The sequence below is a fragment of the Agromyces lapidis genome (assembly GCF_009749405.1).
GTDB lineage: Bacteria > Actinomycetota > Actinomycetes > Actinomycetales > Microbacteriaceae > Agromyces > Agromyces lapidis.
Genome location: NZ_WBIQ01000009.1, coordinates 85,970 through 100,011, shown reverse-complemented (window position 1 = coordinate 100,011; position 14,042 = coordinate 85,970). Strand labels below are relative to the sequence as shown.

Here is a 14,042-nt window from a genome sequence, read left to right as displayed (position 1 = left end):
CTACGAGCGGGGCGCGGTCGCGCTGGGTGCAGTCGTCTGCCGGGAGAGTTCGGCAGAAGCGTCGACGAGGATGTCGCGGAGGCGCGCGAGTGCCGGAAGCTGCGCGTCGCCGCGGGTGACGAAGGCGAGGCGGCGCAGCCCGAGCTCTTGGACGGGCGGTCGCACCACCACCTCGAACCCCGGCACGAAGGTCGACGGCACCGCGAGCGCGACCGCGAGGTCGGCCGCAACGAGGCCGTGGATCATGTTGAGGTCGTCGGTGCGGGTGAACACGTGCAGCTCCTGGCCGAGTGCGGCGCTCGCGCGGCGGAGGACCCGCTGGGATGCCTCGTCGTCGTTGCGGCTGCCGATCCAGCTGCGGCCGAGCTCGCCGAGGTCGAGCTCGTCGAGGGCGGCGAGCGGGCTCGACGCCCCAACGAGCACGTGGAACGGCTCGGACATGAGCAGGGTCGACTCGAGATCGGGCGCGTCGAACGCCGGGTCGCCCTCGAGGTCGTAGATGAGCGCCGCGTGGAGTGCGCCCTCGCCGAGCATGCGCACGAGCTCGGTCGGTTCGCCCTCGACGAGTTCGACCTCGACGTGCATCGACTCCCGGAGCGCCCGGATCGCCTCTGGCAGCAGACGCGCGCCGATCGAGGGGAAGGTTCCGACGACGAGGGTCATCGCGCCGGCATCCCGATACGTGGCGACGAGCCGCTCGGCGTGCGCGACCCGCGCGAGGATCTGCTCGCCCTCCTCGGCGAGCAGTTCGCCGATCGGAGTCAGGCGGGCGCCCCGCGGCGTCCGCTCGACGAGTTGCGCGCCGAGCCGCGATTCGAGGGCGTCAAGGTGGTGCGTGACGGTCGGCACCCCGTAGTGCAGGGCGTTCGCCGCCTTCGTGAGGCTGCCGTTCGCGCGCACGGCGAGGATGACGCGGAGTTGCTGCAACGAGATCACTCATAGAGCGTATGTCGCTGCGGTAACGATTCACCCACTTCTCATGTCATGAGTTGCTTCCTAACCTGAACGTCATGCTCCACGCCGCACCGACGCAGCTCCCCACGCAGACCGAGGTCCCGTACGCCGACGCACTTCGCGCGCTCGCCGCGGGGGACTGGCAGCACATCCACGTGCCCGCTCACCACGGTCACGCCGAGAACGCCCCGGGGATCGCCTCGTTCGTCGGCGAGCAGGCGCTGCGCATGGACAAGCCGATGCTCTTCAGCGGCATCGACCAGGACAGCTGGCGCATGATCAACCCGGCGAAGCCGACGCCGCTCGCCCGCTCGCTCGAGCTCGCGGCCGACGCGTGGGGCGCTCGCCGTGCCTGGTTCCTCACCAACGGCGCATCGCAGGGCAACCACATCGCGACGATGGTCGCCCGTGCGCTCGGCCGTGAGCTCGTCGTGCAGCGGGGCGTGCACTCGAGCGTCATCGACGGCATCGCGCACGGCGGCATCGATGCCCACTTCGTCCAGGGCGCGGTCGACAGCGCCCTCGGCTCCTCGCACGGGCTCACCGCCGAGCAGGTCGACGCCGCACTCACCGCGCACCCCGACAGCGGGGCCGTCTACCTCACGAGCCCGAGCTACTTCGGCGCCGTCTCCGACATCACCGCGATCGCCGGCGTCGCGCACGCCCATGGCGTACCGCTCATCGTCGACGAGGCGTGGGGCGCCCACTTCGGGTTCCACCCGGGCCTGCCGACGAACGCCGCCCGCCTCGGCGCCGACCTCGTCGTCTCGAGCACGCACAAGGGCGGCGGCTCGCTCACCCAGTCGGCCATGCTCTTCCTCGGCGAAGGGCCGTTCGGGCAGCGCCTCGAGGGGCTCGCCGACCGTGTGCACCGCTCGTACCAGTCGACCTCGTCGAGCGCGCTGCTCATGGCCTCGCTCGACGAGGCCCGCCGCCGGCTCGTCGTCGACGGCGAGCGCTCCATCGGCGAGACCCTCGACGCCGCCGAGGCGATCCGCCGGGGCGTCCGCGAGGGCGGTCGCTTCCGCGACGCGAGCGACGACATCCGCTTCAGCGACGGCACCGTCGACCTCGACCCGTTCAAGATCGTCATCGACACCCGCGCCGGGGGCATCTCGGGCGGCGAGGCGCACCACCGGCTCATCCGCGACCACGGGGTAGTCGTCGAGCTCTCGACCCACTCCGCGATCCTGCTGCTGCTCGGCGCGACGAGCCGCCTCGACGTCGACCGGTTCCTCACCGCGCTCCATGCCCTCCCGGAGGTGCCCGAGAGCCTCAGCGAGCCCCGTCAGCTGCCCCGCGTCGCCCCGATCGCGATGAGCGTGCAGGACGCGTTCCTCAGCGAAACCGAGGTGATCCCGTGGGAGGAGGCGGTCGGCCGAATTTCGGCTGACGCGCTCGCCGCGTATCCTCCTGGTATCCCCAATGTGCTTCCCGGTGAACCGTTCACCCGTGAGGTGCTCGATTTCCTCCGCGCCACCGCCGCCGATGCGTCGGGTTATGTGCGCGGCAGCGTGGATCCCCGGCTCGACCGGGTGAGGGTCGTCGCCGCGGTCTGATCGCGGCCGTCCTGATCGCGGCGCGTCCGCACGAGCATCCCAATCCCCCCCCCCCCCCGCACAGACGAAGGAGTCTCTGACATGACCGATCTCGCAGCGCCGGCCGCCCCGGCCGACGCCCCGCCCCGCGACCTCGAACGCGGCCTGAAGAACCGCCACCTGCAGCTCATCGCGATCGGCGGCGCCATCGGCACGGGGCTCTTCCTCGGCTCGGGTACCGTCATCAGCCTCACGGGGCCGTCGATCATCTTCGTGTACATGATCATCGGCGTCTTCGTGTTCTTCATCATGCGGGCGCTCGGCGAGCTGCTGCTATCGAACCTGCACTACAAGACCTTCGGCGACATCGCGAAGGACATGCTCGGCCCCTGGGCCGGGTTCTTCGTCTCGTGGACCTACTGGTTCTCGTGGGTCGTCGCCTGCGTCGCCGACATCGTCGCGATCACCGCGTACACGCAGTACTTCGCCCCCGACATCCCCGTCTGGGTGCCGGCGCTGCTCACGGCGATCGGCCTGACCATCCTGAACCTGCAGCCGGTGAAGTGGTTCGGCGAGACCGAGTTCTGGTTCGCGATCGTGAAGATCGTCGCGATCCTCGGGCTCATCGCGGTCGGCATCGTGCTCATCGTCACCGGCTACACGAGCCCCGACGGGGTGCAGGCCTCGGTCACGAACCTGTGGGAGCACGGCGGGCTGTTCCCTCTCGGTGCCTCCGGCTTCATCATGGGCTTCCAGATGGGCGTGTTCGCATTCATCGGCGTCGAGCTCGTCGGCACCGCCGCCGCCGAGACGCAGAACCCGCGCCGCAACCTGCCGAAGGCGATCAACTCGATCGTCGTGCGCATCATCGTCTTCTACGTCGGCGCGATGGTCGTCATCATGAGCATCACCCCCTGGGACCAGATCGAGGCGGGCACGAGCCCGTTCACCTCGACGCTGCTGCTCGCGGGCTTCGGGGCGGCGGCCTTCGCCATCAACCTCGTCGTGCTCACCTCGGCGGCCTCCAGCGCGAACTCGGGACTGTATTCCGGTACGCGCATGTTGTTCGGCCTCGCGAAGGACGGCCATGCCGCGCGCGTCTTCGCGAAGGTGGATCGCCGGTTCATCCCGCGCAACGCCGTCTTCTTCACCTGCGTGTTCCTCTTCGCGGCGATCCCGCTGCTCTACGCCGGCGACGGCGTCGTCCAGGCGTTCACCTTCGTGAGCTCGGTGTGCGCGACCCTCGTGCTCTTCACCTGGGGCTCGATCGTCGCGAGCCACCTCGTGTACCAGCGCCGATATCCCGAGAAGCACGCGTCCTCGGCGTTCCGCATGCCCTTCGCGAAGGTCACCCCGTGGCTCGTGTTCGCGTTCTTCGCGTTCATCATCGTGACGCTGCTGCTCGGCGAGTCGACGCGCCCGGCGCTCCTCGCCGCCCCGATCTGGTTCGCGGTGCTCGGGGGGTGCTGGATGCTCCGTCGTCGCCGTCTGCTCCGCGAGGGCCAGCCGCTCACCGGGGCGATCCCCACCACCACGCATCCGCTCGACGAGGTCGACTCGGAGCGCTGAGCCGGGCCTGCGGCCACCTCGGGGGGATCGGGGGGAGGATGGTCGCAGGCCCATCGACGCCCGCGCGCGATCCCCCGCATCGCGGAGATCGAGCACGCGACACAAGGAGCACACCCGCACCATGGCGATGACCCGACGCACGAAGCAGCGCCTGCTCGCAGCCCTGATCTGGATCGGGGGATGGGCCCTCGCGCTCGCCTTCGTGAGGACCTCGCTCTACTGGTCGGACGCGCAGCCCTACGAGGGCGAGGTCACCGAGCAGCGCTACATCGTGTTCGCGATGATCGCCGGCGTCGTCATGATCGGCAGCGTCATCGCCGCGATCGTCGTCTGGTGGCGCGCGGGGCGCACCTCGCGAGGCCCGCGCGGCTGACGGGGCGGAGCCCGCCCAATCGACGGCCCGGGGTCAGCGCAGCCAGACCGTCGTCGCGCCCGGCAGGGTGCCATCGCCGGGCAGGGGCCCGCTCACGACGAGCACCTCGCCCGCGGGCAGCGGCACGGCCTCGTCGCCGAAGTTTGTCACGGAGCGCCAGCCGCCCGGCCGGGCGAAGGCGAGCACCGAGGGCCCGGATGCCTCGAGCCACTCGAGCTTCTCGTCGCCCTGCAGTTCGCGGCGGAGGCGCAACGCCGCTCGGTAGAGCTCGAGCGTCGAGCCCGGCACCCCCGCCTCGGCGTCGACGGCGAAGCCGGCGAACCACTCGGGCTGCGGCAGATGCGGCGCCGCGCCACCCGTGGGGCCGAATCCGAACGAGGTGCCCTCTGACGTCCAGGGCAGTGGCACGCGGCATCCGTCTCGACCGACCTCGACGCCGGTGTTGCGGAAGAACACCGGATCCTGCCGGTCGAGGTCGGGGATCTCGCCCACTTCGGGCAGGCCGAGCTCCTCGCCCTGGTAGAGGTACGCGGACCCCGGCAGGGCCAGCATGAGCAGCGTCGCCGCGCGGGCGCGGCGGAGTCCGAGGGCGGTGTCGACGAACTCGGGGTCGCCGCCCGCGAGCAGCCAGGCCTTGCCCTCCGCGCCGGTCGGCGTGCCGCCGACCGCGCCCGAATCGACCGTCAGGCCGTAGCGGGTCGCGTGCCGCACGACGTCGTGGTTCGAGAACACCCAGGTCGACGAGGCGCCCGTCGCGGCGGCCTCCGCGAGGTTCTTCGCGATGACCTCGCGGAAGCCCGCCGCGTCGAAGCCGGCCTGCAGCAGGTCGAAGTTGAACGCCTGGCCGAGCCCCTCGGGCGAGGCGTAGCGGGCACGTCGGTCGGCATGCACCCAGGCCTCGGCGACCGCCGTGCGCGGCGGATTGTACTCGTCGAACACCCGCCGCCACTCTGCGTAGACCTCGTGCACGTCGTCGCGGTCCCAGAGGGGGTGCGACCCGTCGGCGAACAGATCGGCGCGGTGGATCGTCGAGAGGTCGTCGTGCGAGCCGTCGAGGTCTTTCTTGAGCCCGTGCGCGACATCGACGCGGAAGCCGTCGACGCCGCGGTCGCTCCAGAACCGCAGGGTGCGCCGGAAGTCCTCGTGCACCTCGGGCAGTTCCCAGTTGAGGTCGGGCTGCTCCTTCGCGAAGAGGTGGAAGTACCACTGGCCGGGCGTGCCGTCGGGCTCCGTGACGCGTTCCCACGCGCTGCCGCCGAAGATCGAGGTCCAGGCGTTCGGCGGCAGCTCGCCGTTCGCGCCACGCCCGTCGCGGAAGAGGTAGCGCTCGCGCTCGGGGGATCCCGGGCCGGCGGCGAGCGCCGCGCGGAACCACTCGTGCCGGTCGGAGCTGTGGTTCGGCACGATGTCGACGACCACCTTGATGCCGGCGCCGTGGAGCGCCGCGACCATCTCGTCGAAGTCGGCGAGCGTGCCGATCTTCGGGTCGACGTCGCGGTAGTCGTCGACGTCGTACCCGCCGTCGGCGAGCGCCGAGGGGTAGAACGGGCTCAGCCACACCGCGTCGACGCCGAGCTCGGCGAGGTAGGGCACCCGCGAGGTGATGCCGACGAGGTCGCCGATGCCGTCGCCGTTGTCATCGGCGAAGCTGCGCGGGTAGATCTGGTAGACCGCGGCCTGGCGCCACCAGTTCGGGTCGGCCGTCGTCGTGTCCGCAGCCGGGTTCGCGGATGCCTCGCGGCGGGCGTCGTTCGTCATGCGGGTCCCTTCGGAGCAGCGCCGACGTTCGCCGCGCGCATCCCGCCATTCTTCCCGAGCCGCGCGTCGTGCTGCTACGCCTCGAACGGGGCGAGTCGCACGGTGACGCCGTAGCGGTGCTCGCCGACCACCGTGCCGACGATCTTCTCGCCGTAGCGGTCGTACTTGCGGTGGTACTCGGCGTCGAGCGGCGCGTTCGCCTCGGGGGCGCCTGGTTCGAAGCGCACCTCGCGTTCGACGCCGCCCGCGAGGATCCGACCGCGGCCGCTCGCGAGGGCGCGCCGGTACCAGCCGGCGTCGGGACCGTACGCCGAGCGCGTGTAGAGCTCGTCGCCGACCCGGGCGACCCACATGACGACGTACGGGCGCAGCGTGCCGTCGGGGCGGTACGAGGCGAGCTTCAGCTCTTCGGCGGCGCCGATCCGCTCGAGTTCGTCGGTGTTCCATGCGGTCATGCGGTGCTCCTTCGGCCTGATCCGGATCGTTCCATCCTGAGCCCGGCGGCGGACCCGCGCCAGCGTGCTCGCTCTCGGCGTACCACCCCGTCGGCGAACCACCCTGTCGGCGAGCGGTGAACGCGCCTACCCTCGAAAGATGGTCCAGGTCCGCGTGCTCGGTATCGCGCTCGACGCCTCGCAGCAGCACCTCGTGCTGCTGAAGCCGCTCGACGACGAGCTCGAGCCCGGGGCTCCCCGGGTGCTGCCGATCTGGATCGGCGCCCAGGAGGCGACCTCGATCCTCATCGCCCTCGAGGGCGAGCGGGCGCCGCGACCGCTCTCGCACGACCTCATCACCACGCTCTTCGCGACCGTCGACGCGCGGATCGAGCGCGTCGACGTGACCCGCATCGAGTCGGGCACCTTCTACGCCGAGCTCACGCTCACCACCCCGAGCGGGCGGCAGGTGGTCGATGCGCGGCCGTCGGACGCGGTGGCCCTGGCGCTGCGCGCCGCGGCGCCGATCTTCGTCGCCGACGAGGTGCTCGACGACGCGGGAATCCCCGCCGAGTTCGCGGGGGAGGACGACGGCGGGACCGAGGGCGGCCGCGCCGACGAGGGCCGCGACGACGAGGCGAAGCTCGCCGAGTTCAAGGAGTTCCTCGACGACGTCGACCCCGAGGACTTCCAGGGCTGAGCCCGCGGCGGCGCGACGCGACCGAGCGAGGTGCAGCGCGAGGCATCCGCGAACCGGGAGAATGGCCGACATGGATGCCTCGCTTCCGCAGCTGACCGCAATGCCCGACCCGCAGTTCGTGATGACCGCGGAAGGGCGGCGCATCGCGACGTACTCGTGGGGCGACGAGTCGTCGCCGACGGTGCTCGCGGTGCACGGCTTCGCATCGAGCTGCCGCGACAACTGGGTGAACACCGGTTGGGTGCGCGACCTCCTGAACGCCGGGTACCGGGTGCTCGGCGTCGACCAGCTCGGGCACGGGGCGAGCGACAAGCCGCGCGAGGCGGCCGAGTACGCGATGTCGGCGCTCGTGCAGGACCTCGTCACCGTGCTCGACACCTACCTCCTCGACACCGTGCGCTACGCGGGCTACTCGCTCGGCGCGCGCGTGGGCTGGCAGCTCGCCGTGCAGGCGCCCGAGCACGTCGAGTGCGCCGTGCTCGGCGGCATCCCCGACGGACGGCCGCTGGCGCGACTCGACATCGGGCAGGCGCGCGAGTACGCCCTGCACGGCACCCCCGTCGACGACCCGGTGACGCGAAACTACGCGACCCTGGCCGAACGGGTCGAGGGCAACGACCTGCTCGCGCTGATCGCGCTCGCCGAGGGCATGCGGCACGGCGGCGACGCCGACCCCGACGTGTCGAGGCCGCCGCGCCAGCGGATCCTCTTCGCGACCGGCACGAAGGACGCGATCATCGAGGAGTCGCGGCTCCTCGCTGCGGCGACGCCGAACGGCGAGTTCGTCGAGCTGCCCGGGCGCCATCACTTCAACGCGCCGGGGTCGCGGGTGTTCCGCGAGGCGGCGATCGGGTTCTTCGGCGCGAGGGACTGAGACGCCTGGCGTCGACCGGGCGCATCCCGCTGTCGTCAGCTCAAGGCGCGGGCGCCCTCCCGCCCCGATGTCCGCCCGAACGCGTACGATGAAGCCGACCCTGCAAGGAGCGAGCACGACCATGAGCGACGAGAATCCCACGATCGAGACGGGACCGTCGACCCACACCCCGACCGAGTGCCCCGAGTGCTTCGTCGAGGTGCGCCACGACGGCCACTGGTGGATGGCGCGGCCCGAGGGCTCACGACTCGTCGGCCTGGTCATCGCTCGCGACGACATGCCCCCGATCCTCGAGCAGCGGAACGACCTGCTCGCGTTCGGGGTGCAGATCCTCGACTTCCGCTACCCGGCCCCCGAGAACCTCGGCGAATCGTGGGAGCAGCGGCTCGCGCGCTTCTTCGGCACCCTGCACGGCGGCGACGTGCTCGTCGTGGCGAACGTGCACGCGTTGGGGCGCGACGTCGACGAAGAGCTGCGCACGCTCGGCGAGCTGCGCCGGCGCGGGGTCGTCGTCAAGGTGCTGAGCCACGGGGCGCGGCACCTCGCCGACACCGCGATCGAACAGGGCGCGGCCGAACTGGGCTGATCCTCGTGGGCGCGGGCGACCCGCACCTGCCGGTCACGCGAGTGCGCGCACCATGAGCTCGCGCAGTTCGGGGGCGAGGGTCGGTGCGGTGGCGAGCGAGACCTCGCGCGCGAGCACCGGGCCCTCGACCTCGACCACGACGAGGTCGTCACGGCCGACGGGAACGGCGAGTTCGGGCACGAACGCGAGGCCGAGCCCGGCCGCCACATACTCGACGACGACGCGGTAGTCGTCGCTCCGGGGGCCGAGCAGCGGCTCGAATCCGGCCTGCACGGCGGCCGAGCGGAACGCGACGTCGACCGGGTCGTCGTCGAGCGTGCCGACCACCCAGCGTTCGCCCGAGAGTTCGGCGAGCCGCACCGCAGCGGAGCCGGCGAGCGGGTGGAGGGACGGCACGACGAGCGAGAAGTGCTCGGTGAACAACGGCGTGCGCGTCACCCCCGAGCCGGACCGACGGCCGCCGTGCCGGGGCGACCCCGGTGCGGCGTAGACCACGGCGGCGTCGAGCTCGAGCCGGTCGAGCGCCGAGTGGAGCACGTCGAGCTCACCCTCCGTGATGTCGGGGACGAGCCCGGCGGCGTCGAGGGCCGCGACGAGGCCCGGAAGCAGCCTGGCCGCCGCGGTCGGGAAGACGCCGAAGCGCACGGTGCGGCGCCCTGACTCGAGGGTCGCGGCGACCTCGACGAGCGCGCGGTCGGCGCGATCGACGATGGCGGAGGCGTGCGGGAGCCAGAGGCGACCCGCCGTGGTGAGCGAGGTGCCTGCGGCCGAACTCTCGACGACGACGGCGCCCGTGGCACGGCCGAGCCCGGCGAGGTGGTGCGACACGGTCGGCTGGCTCCAGTCGAGCGCCCGAGCCGCCGCGGCCACGGAGCCGTGTTCGGCGATCGCGCACAGGGCACGCAGCTGACGGAGGTCGATCACCGCGCCTCCCTCGAACGGGTTCGATACTGGTTATCGATCATTCCAGAAGGATCGGTATTCCGTATCGATCCCCGATCGAGCAGGCTTGAGGCATGCCCACTCCCTACGCCGACGCCGTCGCCCGCTACGCCGAGATCGACCGGGCCCGGGTCTACGTTCCCGGCCATGCGGCCGACCCCGGAGCGGCCCCCGCGCTCACCGAATGGTTCGGCGCCGAGGTGCTGCGACGCGACGTGCCGCCGCTGCTCGCCGGCATCGACAAGGGTCCGGGCAACCCGCTCGCCGAAGCGCTGACGCTCGCCGCCGAGGCGTGGAGCGCGCGGCGCACGTGGTTCGTCACCAACGGCGCCTCGCAGGCGAACCGCATCGCCGCACTCGCGCTCGGCGCGTTCCGCGACTCGGGCGACCCCGTCGTCGGCCAGCGCAGCGCGCACTCCTCGTTCACCGACGGGGTGATCCTCGCCGGGCTCTCGCCGAGCTTCGTCTCGCCCTCGATCGATCCGGTCCTCGGCATCAACCACGGCGTCTCGCCCGAGGTGCTCCGTGCCGCGCTCGCCGGGGTCGCGCGGCCCAAGGGGGTCTACCTCATCTCGCCGAGCTACTTCGGAGCCGTCGCCGACATCCCCGCCATCGCCGAGGTCGCGCATGCCGCGGGCGCCCCCCTCATCGTCGATGCCGCCTGGGGTGCGCACTTCGGCTTCCACCCCGATCTCCCCGAGAACCCGGTGCGCCAGGGCGCCGACCTCGTCATCTCGAGCACGCACAAGCTCGGCGGCAGCCTCACCCAGTCGGCCATGCTGCACCTCGCCGACGGGCCCTTCGCCGACGAGCTCGAACCGCTCGTCGAGCGCGGCTTCACCCTCACCCAGTCGACGAGCGCGAGTGCACTGCTGCTCGCCTCGCTCGACCTCGCGCGCGAGACGCTGCAGACCGGCGAGGCCCGCATCGCCGCGTCCATCGGCGCCGCCGACCGGCTGCGCGACGAGATCCGGAGCCGCGGCCGCTTCGCCATCGTGAGCGACCGATTCGGCGACTTCGCCGACATCGTCGACGCCGATCCCTTGCGGGTCTCGATCGACGTCGCCTGCGGCGGGCTGCACGGCCACACCGTGCGCGACCGGCTCGAACGCGACGGCGTCTCCTTCGAGATCGCCACCGACTCGGCCGTCGTCGCCGTGCTCGGCGCGGGCGTCGTGCCCGACGTCGACCGCATTGTCGAGGCGCTGCACGCGCTCGCGCCCGAACAGGGCGGTGGCGAGCCGGCCGCTGCGGAGGCGACCGTCGCCCTGCCCGAGCCGGGCCCCCTCGCGATGCTGCCCCGCGACGCGTTCTTCGCCGCGGGCGAGGCCGTGCCGACCGCCGACGCGATCGGTCGGGTGTCGACCGACGCGCTCGCCGCGTACCCGCCCGGCATCCCCAACGTGCTGCCGGGCGAGGTGATCACGGCCGAGGTCGTCGAGTTCCTGCAGCGCATCGCCGCGACCCCCGGCGGCTACGTGCGCGGTGCGGTCGACCCCTCGCTCGCGACGCTGCGGGTCGTGGGCGCCTCGGTCTCGAAGTAGAGGTGCGTGTGCAGCCGGCACCGCTCGTTGAAGCGCGAGCCGCACGCCGGGCACGCGTCGGCCGCGAGGTAGGCGTCGATCGTCAGCTCGGCGCGGCACACGCCGCAGAGCACCGCCTCGCGCCCGCGCTCGGCGAGCGGCCACTGCTCGGCGGGATGGCCCGCGGCCTCCTCGTGACAGGCGTGGCAGGGGTAGTACTCGCCGCAGCACGCGAAGCGGATCGCGACGATGTCGAGCTCGGTGCGGTAGTGCACGCACCGGGTCTCGTCGTCGACGGTGGCCCCGAGCACGCGGAGCGTGCCCGGGGCATCCGTCTCGGTCATGCCGTCGACGATCGCCCGATCAGGCCGCGAGCACTGCGGCGAGGCTCTCGCGCACGATCGCGAGGCCGCGACGCAGCTCGTCCTCGCCGATCGTGAGCGCGGGCAGGAACTTCAGCACCTCGTCGTGGGCGCCCGAGGTCTCGATGACGAGGCCTCGCGTGAAGGCCGCCTTCGAGATGCGGCCGGCGAGCGTGGGGTCGCCCTCGCAGACGAGGCCGTACATGAGGCCGCGGCCGCGCACCGTGAGGCCGAGCGAGGGGTTCGCCGCGGCGATCTCCTCGAGCTCTGCTGCGAGCACCGACGAGGTGCGGGCGATCGTGTCGACGAACTCGTCGTCGGCCCAGTAGTTCTCGAGGGCGACGCGCGCCGAGACGAAGGCGAGGTTGTTGCCGCGGAAGGTGCCGGTGTGGGCGCCGGGCTTCCACACGTCGACCTCGGGGCGCAGGAGCACGAGCGACATCGGCAGGCCCGAGCCCGAGATCGACTTCGAGACGGTGACGAGGTCGGGCACGATGCCTGCGGCCTCGAACGCGAAGAACGCGCCCGTGCGGCCGACGCCCGCCTGGATCTCGTCGAGGATGAGCAGGATGCCGCGCTCTGCCGTGATCGCGCGGAGGCGCTGGAGCCACGGCACGCTCGCGACGTTGATGCCGCCCTCGCCCTGCACCGCTTCGACGATGACGGCGGCCGGCAGGTCGAGGCCCGAACCGGGGTCGCCGAGCATCTTCTCGAACAGGTCGAGCGTGTCGACGCCGTCGCCGAGGTAGCCGTCGTAGGGGAGGCGCACGATGTCGTCGAGCGAGACGCCCGCGGCCTCGCGGTAGTGGCTGTTGCCGGTCGCGGCGAGCGCGCCGAGGCTGAGCCCGTGGAACGCGTTCGTGAACGCCACGACCGTCGAACGGCCGGTCGCCTGGCGGGCGACCTTGAGCGCCGCCTCGACGGCGTTGGCCCCGGTCGGGCCGGTGAACTGCAGCTTGTGGTCGAGGCCGCGCGGCTCGAGGATGTGCCGCTCGAACGCCTCGATGAACGCCTGCTTGGCCGAGGTCGCCATGTCGAGCCCGTGGATGATGCCGTCGCGTTCGAGGTACTCGATGAGCGCACGCGTGAACAGCGGGTTGTTGTGCCCGTAGTTGAGGACGCCGGCGCCCGCGAAGAAGTCGAGGTACTCCCGGCCGTCGGCGCCGATCAACGTCGACCCGATCGCGCGGTCGAACACGGTCGGGAACGAGCGCACGTAGCCACGCACCTCGGACTCGCGGCGGTTGAAGACGTCAAGGTTCGCGGCGTCGCTCATGGCTGGCTGACTCCTCTGCAGCTCGGGAATGGCGGTGCCATCGAGCCTACGGCCTTCTTGTCGGGAGAACGCCGCACCCCCTGTGGAGGATCTCCCTCGCACGGCGGATCCTCCGCGGGGCGGCGCTCGGTAGCGTGAGGCGGGTGAGCGAGAAGATCGAGACCCGAGCCGCAGCCGACATCGCACCGCAGCCCGAGCCGCGCGCGCGCGTGCCGTGGGTGGCCGTCGGCGTGTTCGCGGTCGTGTCGTGCGGGCTCGCCTGGCTCGTCGCAGCACCCCTGTGGGCGCGCGGGCAGGGGCTCCACGACCCGCTGCTGCCGCTCATCGCGATGGCGATGATGCTGACGCCGGCTGCGGCGACGTTCGTCGCGATCGTCGTCGACGGGATGCTCCGCGGCCGGCGCCCTGCACGTGACATCCTGCGCGAACTCGGCATGTGGCCGCTGCGGCCGGTCGGCCGCACCATCGGCACGAGCCTCGCGATGATCGTCGCGATGCCGCTCATCGTCGGCGCCGGGCTCGTCGTGGTCGGGGTGCTCGGGCTCGCGGAGTTCGACCTCGTCGGCTTCTCGGGATTCACCGAGCTGATCGCCGCACAGCTGCCGCCGGGCCAGCCGCTGCCGCCCATGGGTCTCGTGGTCGCGGCCCAGTTCATGATGATCCCGGTCGGGGCGCTCATCAACGCCCCGCTCGCATTCGGCGAGGAGGTCGGCTGGCGCGGGTGGCTGCTGCCCGCCCTGCGCCCGCTCGGGGTGTGGCCGGCCCTGCTGCTCTCGGGGGCGTTCTGGGGTTTCTGGCACAGCCCGCTCATCCTGCTCGGCTACAACTACGGCCTGACCGACGGCACCGGGGTGCTGCTCATGATGCTCGCGTGCACCCTCTTCGGCGTGCTGCTCGGCTGGACCAGGCTCCGAACGGCCTCGGTCTGGCCCGCGGTGTTCGCGCACGGCGCCTTCAACGCCTCGGCGGGGCTCGGCGCGCTCGTGATCGCCGCCGGCTCGCCGACCCCCGAGGCGTGGCTCGCGAGCCCGCTCGGGGTCATCACCTGCGGGGTGTTCGCCGTGCTGATCGTGCTGCTCGCCGCGGTGGGGCAGTTCCGCGGCTCGCGGCTCGCGGCGCGGCTCGGCTGAACCGGGCCGCGCCGCCGCGCAAC

Annotated in this window: 14 protein-coding genes; 8 read left to right on the top strand and 6 right to left on the bottom strand. The window is 72.0% G+C overall.

Annotation, left to right across the window (positions count from 1 at the left end; genetic code table 11):
- Positions 1-936 carry a LysR family transcriptional regulator gene (locus tag GQQ93_RS15020; RefSeq protein WP_157425052.1) on the bottom strand — a complete coding sequence of 312 codons (936 nt, stop codon included), beginning with the start codon at positions 934-936 and terminating at the stop codon, positions 1-3.
- A gap of 74 nt (positions 937-1,010) precedes the next feature.
- Between GQQ93_RS15020 and GQQ93_RS15015 the strand changes: the two genes are divergently transcribed.
- The 3 genes from GQQ93_RS15015 (at position 1,011) to GQQ93_RS15005 (ending at position 4,434) form a co-directional block, all read left to right on the top strand.
- Positions 1,011-2,513, top strand: a complete 1,503-nt coding sequence (locus GQQ93_RS15015) for an aminotransferase class I/II-fold pyridoxal phosphate-dependent enzyme (protein ID WP_157425051.1) — start codon at positions 1,011-1,013, stop codon at positions 2,511-2,513.
- An 81-nt stretch (positions 2,514-2,594) separates the two neighbouring features.
- A complete protein-coding gene (locus GQQ93_RS15010) occupies positions 2,595-4,061 on the top strand; it encodes an amino acid permease (RefSeq protein ID WP_157425050.1) in 1,467 nt (488 codons plus the stop codon).
- A 127-nt stretch (positions 4,062-4,188) separates the two neighbouring features.
- Entirely contained in the window at positions 4,189-4,434 is a 246-nt protein-coding gene (locus tag GQQ93_RS15005) for a hypothetical protein (RefSeq protein ID WP_157425049.1), read from the top strand.
- Between the two features lie 33 nt (positions 4,435-4,467).
- Here GQQ93_RS15005 and GQQ93_RS15000 read toward each other — a convergent pair whose 3' ends face one another.
- Complete coding sequence (locus tag GQQ93_RS15000) at positions 4,468-6,192, bottom strand: glycoside hydrolase family 13 protein (RefSeq protein WP_157425048.1); 1,725 nt, start codon at positions 6,190-6,192, stop codon at positions 4,468-4,470.
- 74 nt (positions 6,193-6,266) lie between these two features.
- Positions 6,267-6,647, bottom strand: a complete 381-nt coding sequence (locus tag GQQ93_RS14995; RefSeq protein ID WP_157425047.1) for a DUF2255 family protein — start codon at positions 6,645-6,647, stop codon at positions 6,267-6,269.
- 139 nt (positions 6,648-6,786) lie between these two features.
- On the opposite strand from GQQ93_RS14995, the gene GQQ93_RS14990 reads away from it, so the two are divergent.
- The 3 genes from GQQ93_RS14990 (at position 6,787) to GQQ93_RS14980 (ending at position 8,786) form a co-directional block, all read left to right on the top strand.
- Positions 6,787-7,326 carry a bifunctional nuclease family protein gene (locus tag GQQ93_RS14990; RefSeq protein WP_157425046.1) on the top strand — a complete coding sequence of 180 codons (540 nt, stop codon included), beginning with the start codon at positions 6,787-6,789 and terminating at the stop codon, positions 7,324-7,326.
- 70 nt (positions 7,327-7,396) lie between these two features.
- Positions 7,397-8,200, top strand: a complete 804-nt coding sequence (locus tag GQQ93_RS14985; protein ID WP_157425045.1) for an alpha/beta fold hydrolase — start codon at positions 7,397-7,399, stop codon at positions 8,198-8,200.
- 121 nt (positions 8,201-8,321) lie between these two features.
- Entirely contained in the window at positions 8,322-8,786 is a 465-nt protein-coding gene (locus GQQ93_RS14980) for a recombinase family protein (RefSeq protein WP_157425044.1), read from the top strand.
- A gap of 33 nt (positions 8,787-8,819) precedes the next feature.
- Here the strand turns inward: GQQ93_RS14980 and GQQ93_RS14975 are convergent, their stop codons facing one another.
- Positions 8,820-9,710 carry a LysR family transcriptional regulator gene (locus tag GQQ93_RS14975; protein WP_157425043.1) on the bottom strand — a complete coding sequence of 297 codons (891 nt, stop codon included), beginning with the start codon at positions 9,708-9,710 and terminating at the stop codon, positions 8,820-8,822.
- 92 nt (positions 9,711-9,802) lie between these two features.
- Here GQQ93_RS14975 and GQQ93_RS14970 point away from each other — a divergent pair, with 92 nt between their 5' ends.
- Positions 9,803-11,272, top strand: coding sequence for an aminotransferase class I/II-fold pyridoxal phosphate-dependent enzyme (locus GQQ93_RS14970; protein WP_157425042.1), 1,470 nt, complete (start codon positions 9,803-9,805; stop codon positions 11,270-11,272).
- Here the strand turns inward: GQQ93_RS14970 and GQQ93_RS14965 are convergent.
- A complete protein-coding gene (locus GQQ93_RS14965; protein WP_157425041.1) occupies positions 11,203-11,595 on the bottom strand; it encodes a CHY zinc finger protein in 393 nt (130 codons plus the stop codon). The two genes, GQQ93_RS14970 and GQQ93_RS14965, sit on opposite strands and share 70 nt — an antisense overlap.
- A 19-nt stretch (positions 11,596-11,614) precedes the next feature.
- Entirely contained in the window at positions 11,615-12,889 is a 1,275-nt protein-coding gene (ectB, locus tag GQQ93_RS14960) for a diaminobutyrate--2-oxoglutarate transaminase (protein WP_157425040.1), read from the bottom strand.
- Positions 12,890-13,032: 143 nt separating this feature from the next.
- Here ectB and GQQ93_RS14955 point away from each other — a divergent pair, with 143 nt between their 5' ends.
- On the top strand, positions 13,033-14,019 hold the full coding sequence (locus GQQ93_RS14955; protein WP_246192353.1) for a CPBP family intramembrane glutamic endopeptidase: 987 nt from the start codon (positions 13,033-13,035) through the stop codon (positions 14,017-14,019).
- The last annotated feature ends 23 nt before the right edge of the window (positions 14,020-14,042 follow it).

What these genes read in the sequence shown, in the direction of transcription:
- GQQ93_RS14970 (WP_157425042.1), top strand. Translation starts at nt 9,803, where the DNA reads ATGCCCACTCCCTACGCCGACGCCGTCGCCCGCTACGCCGAGATCGAC.
- GQQ93_RS14965 (WP_157425041.1), bottom strand. Translation starts at nt 11,595, where the DNA reads ATGACCGAGACGGATGCCCCGGGCACGCTCCGCGTGCTCGGGGCCACC.
- ectB (WP_157425040.1), bottom strand. Translation starts at nt 12,889, where the DNA reads ATGAGCGACGCCGCGAACCTTGACGTCTTCAACCGCCGCGAGTCCGAG.
- GQQ93_RS14990 (WP_157425046.1), top strand. Translation starts at nt 6,787, where the DNA reads ATGGTCCAGGTCCGCGTGCTCGGTATCGCGCTCGACGCCTCGCAGCAG.
- GQQ93_RS14985 (WP_157425045.1), top strand. Translation starts at nt 7,397, where the DNA reads ATGGATGCCTCGCTTCCGCAGCTGACCGCAATGCCCGACCCGCAGTTC.
- GQQ93_RS15015 (WP_157425051.1), top strand. Translation starts at nt 1,011, where the DNA reads ATGCTCCACGCCGCACCGACGCAGCTCCCCACGCAGACCGAGGTCCCG.
- GQQ93_RS15000 (WP_157425048.1), bottom strand. Translation starts at nt 6,192, where the DNA reads ATGACGAACGACGCCCGCCGCGAGGCATCCGCGAACCCGGCTGCGGAC.
- GQQ93_RS15010 (WP_157425050.1), top strand. Translation starts at nt 2,595, where the DNA reads ATGACCGATCTCGCAGCGCCGGCCGCCCCGGCCGACGCCCCGCCCCGC.
- GQQ93_RS14995 (WP_157425047.1), bottom strand. Translation starts at nt 6,647, where the DNA reads ATGACCGCATGGAACACCGACGAACTCGAGCGGATCGGCGCCGCCGAA.
- GQQ93_RS14980 (WP_157425044.1), top strand. Translation starts at nt 8,322, where the DNA reads ATGAGCGACGAGAATCCCACGATCGAGACGGGACCGTCGACCCACACC.
- GQQ93_RS15005 (WP_157425049.1), top strand. Translation starts at nt 4,189, where the DNA reads ATGACCCGACGCACGAAGCAGCGCCTGCTCGCAGCCCTGATCTGGATC.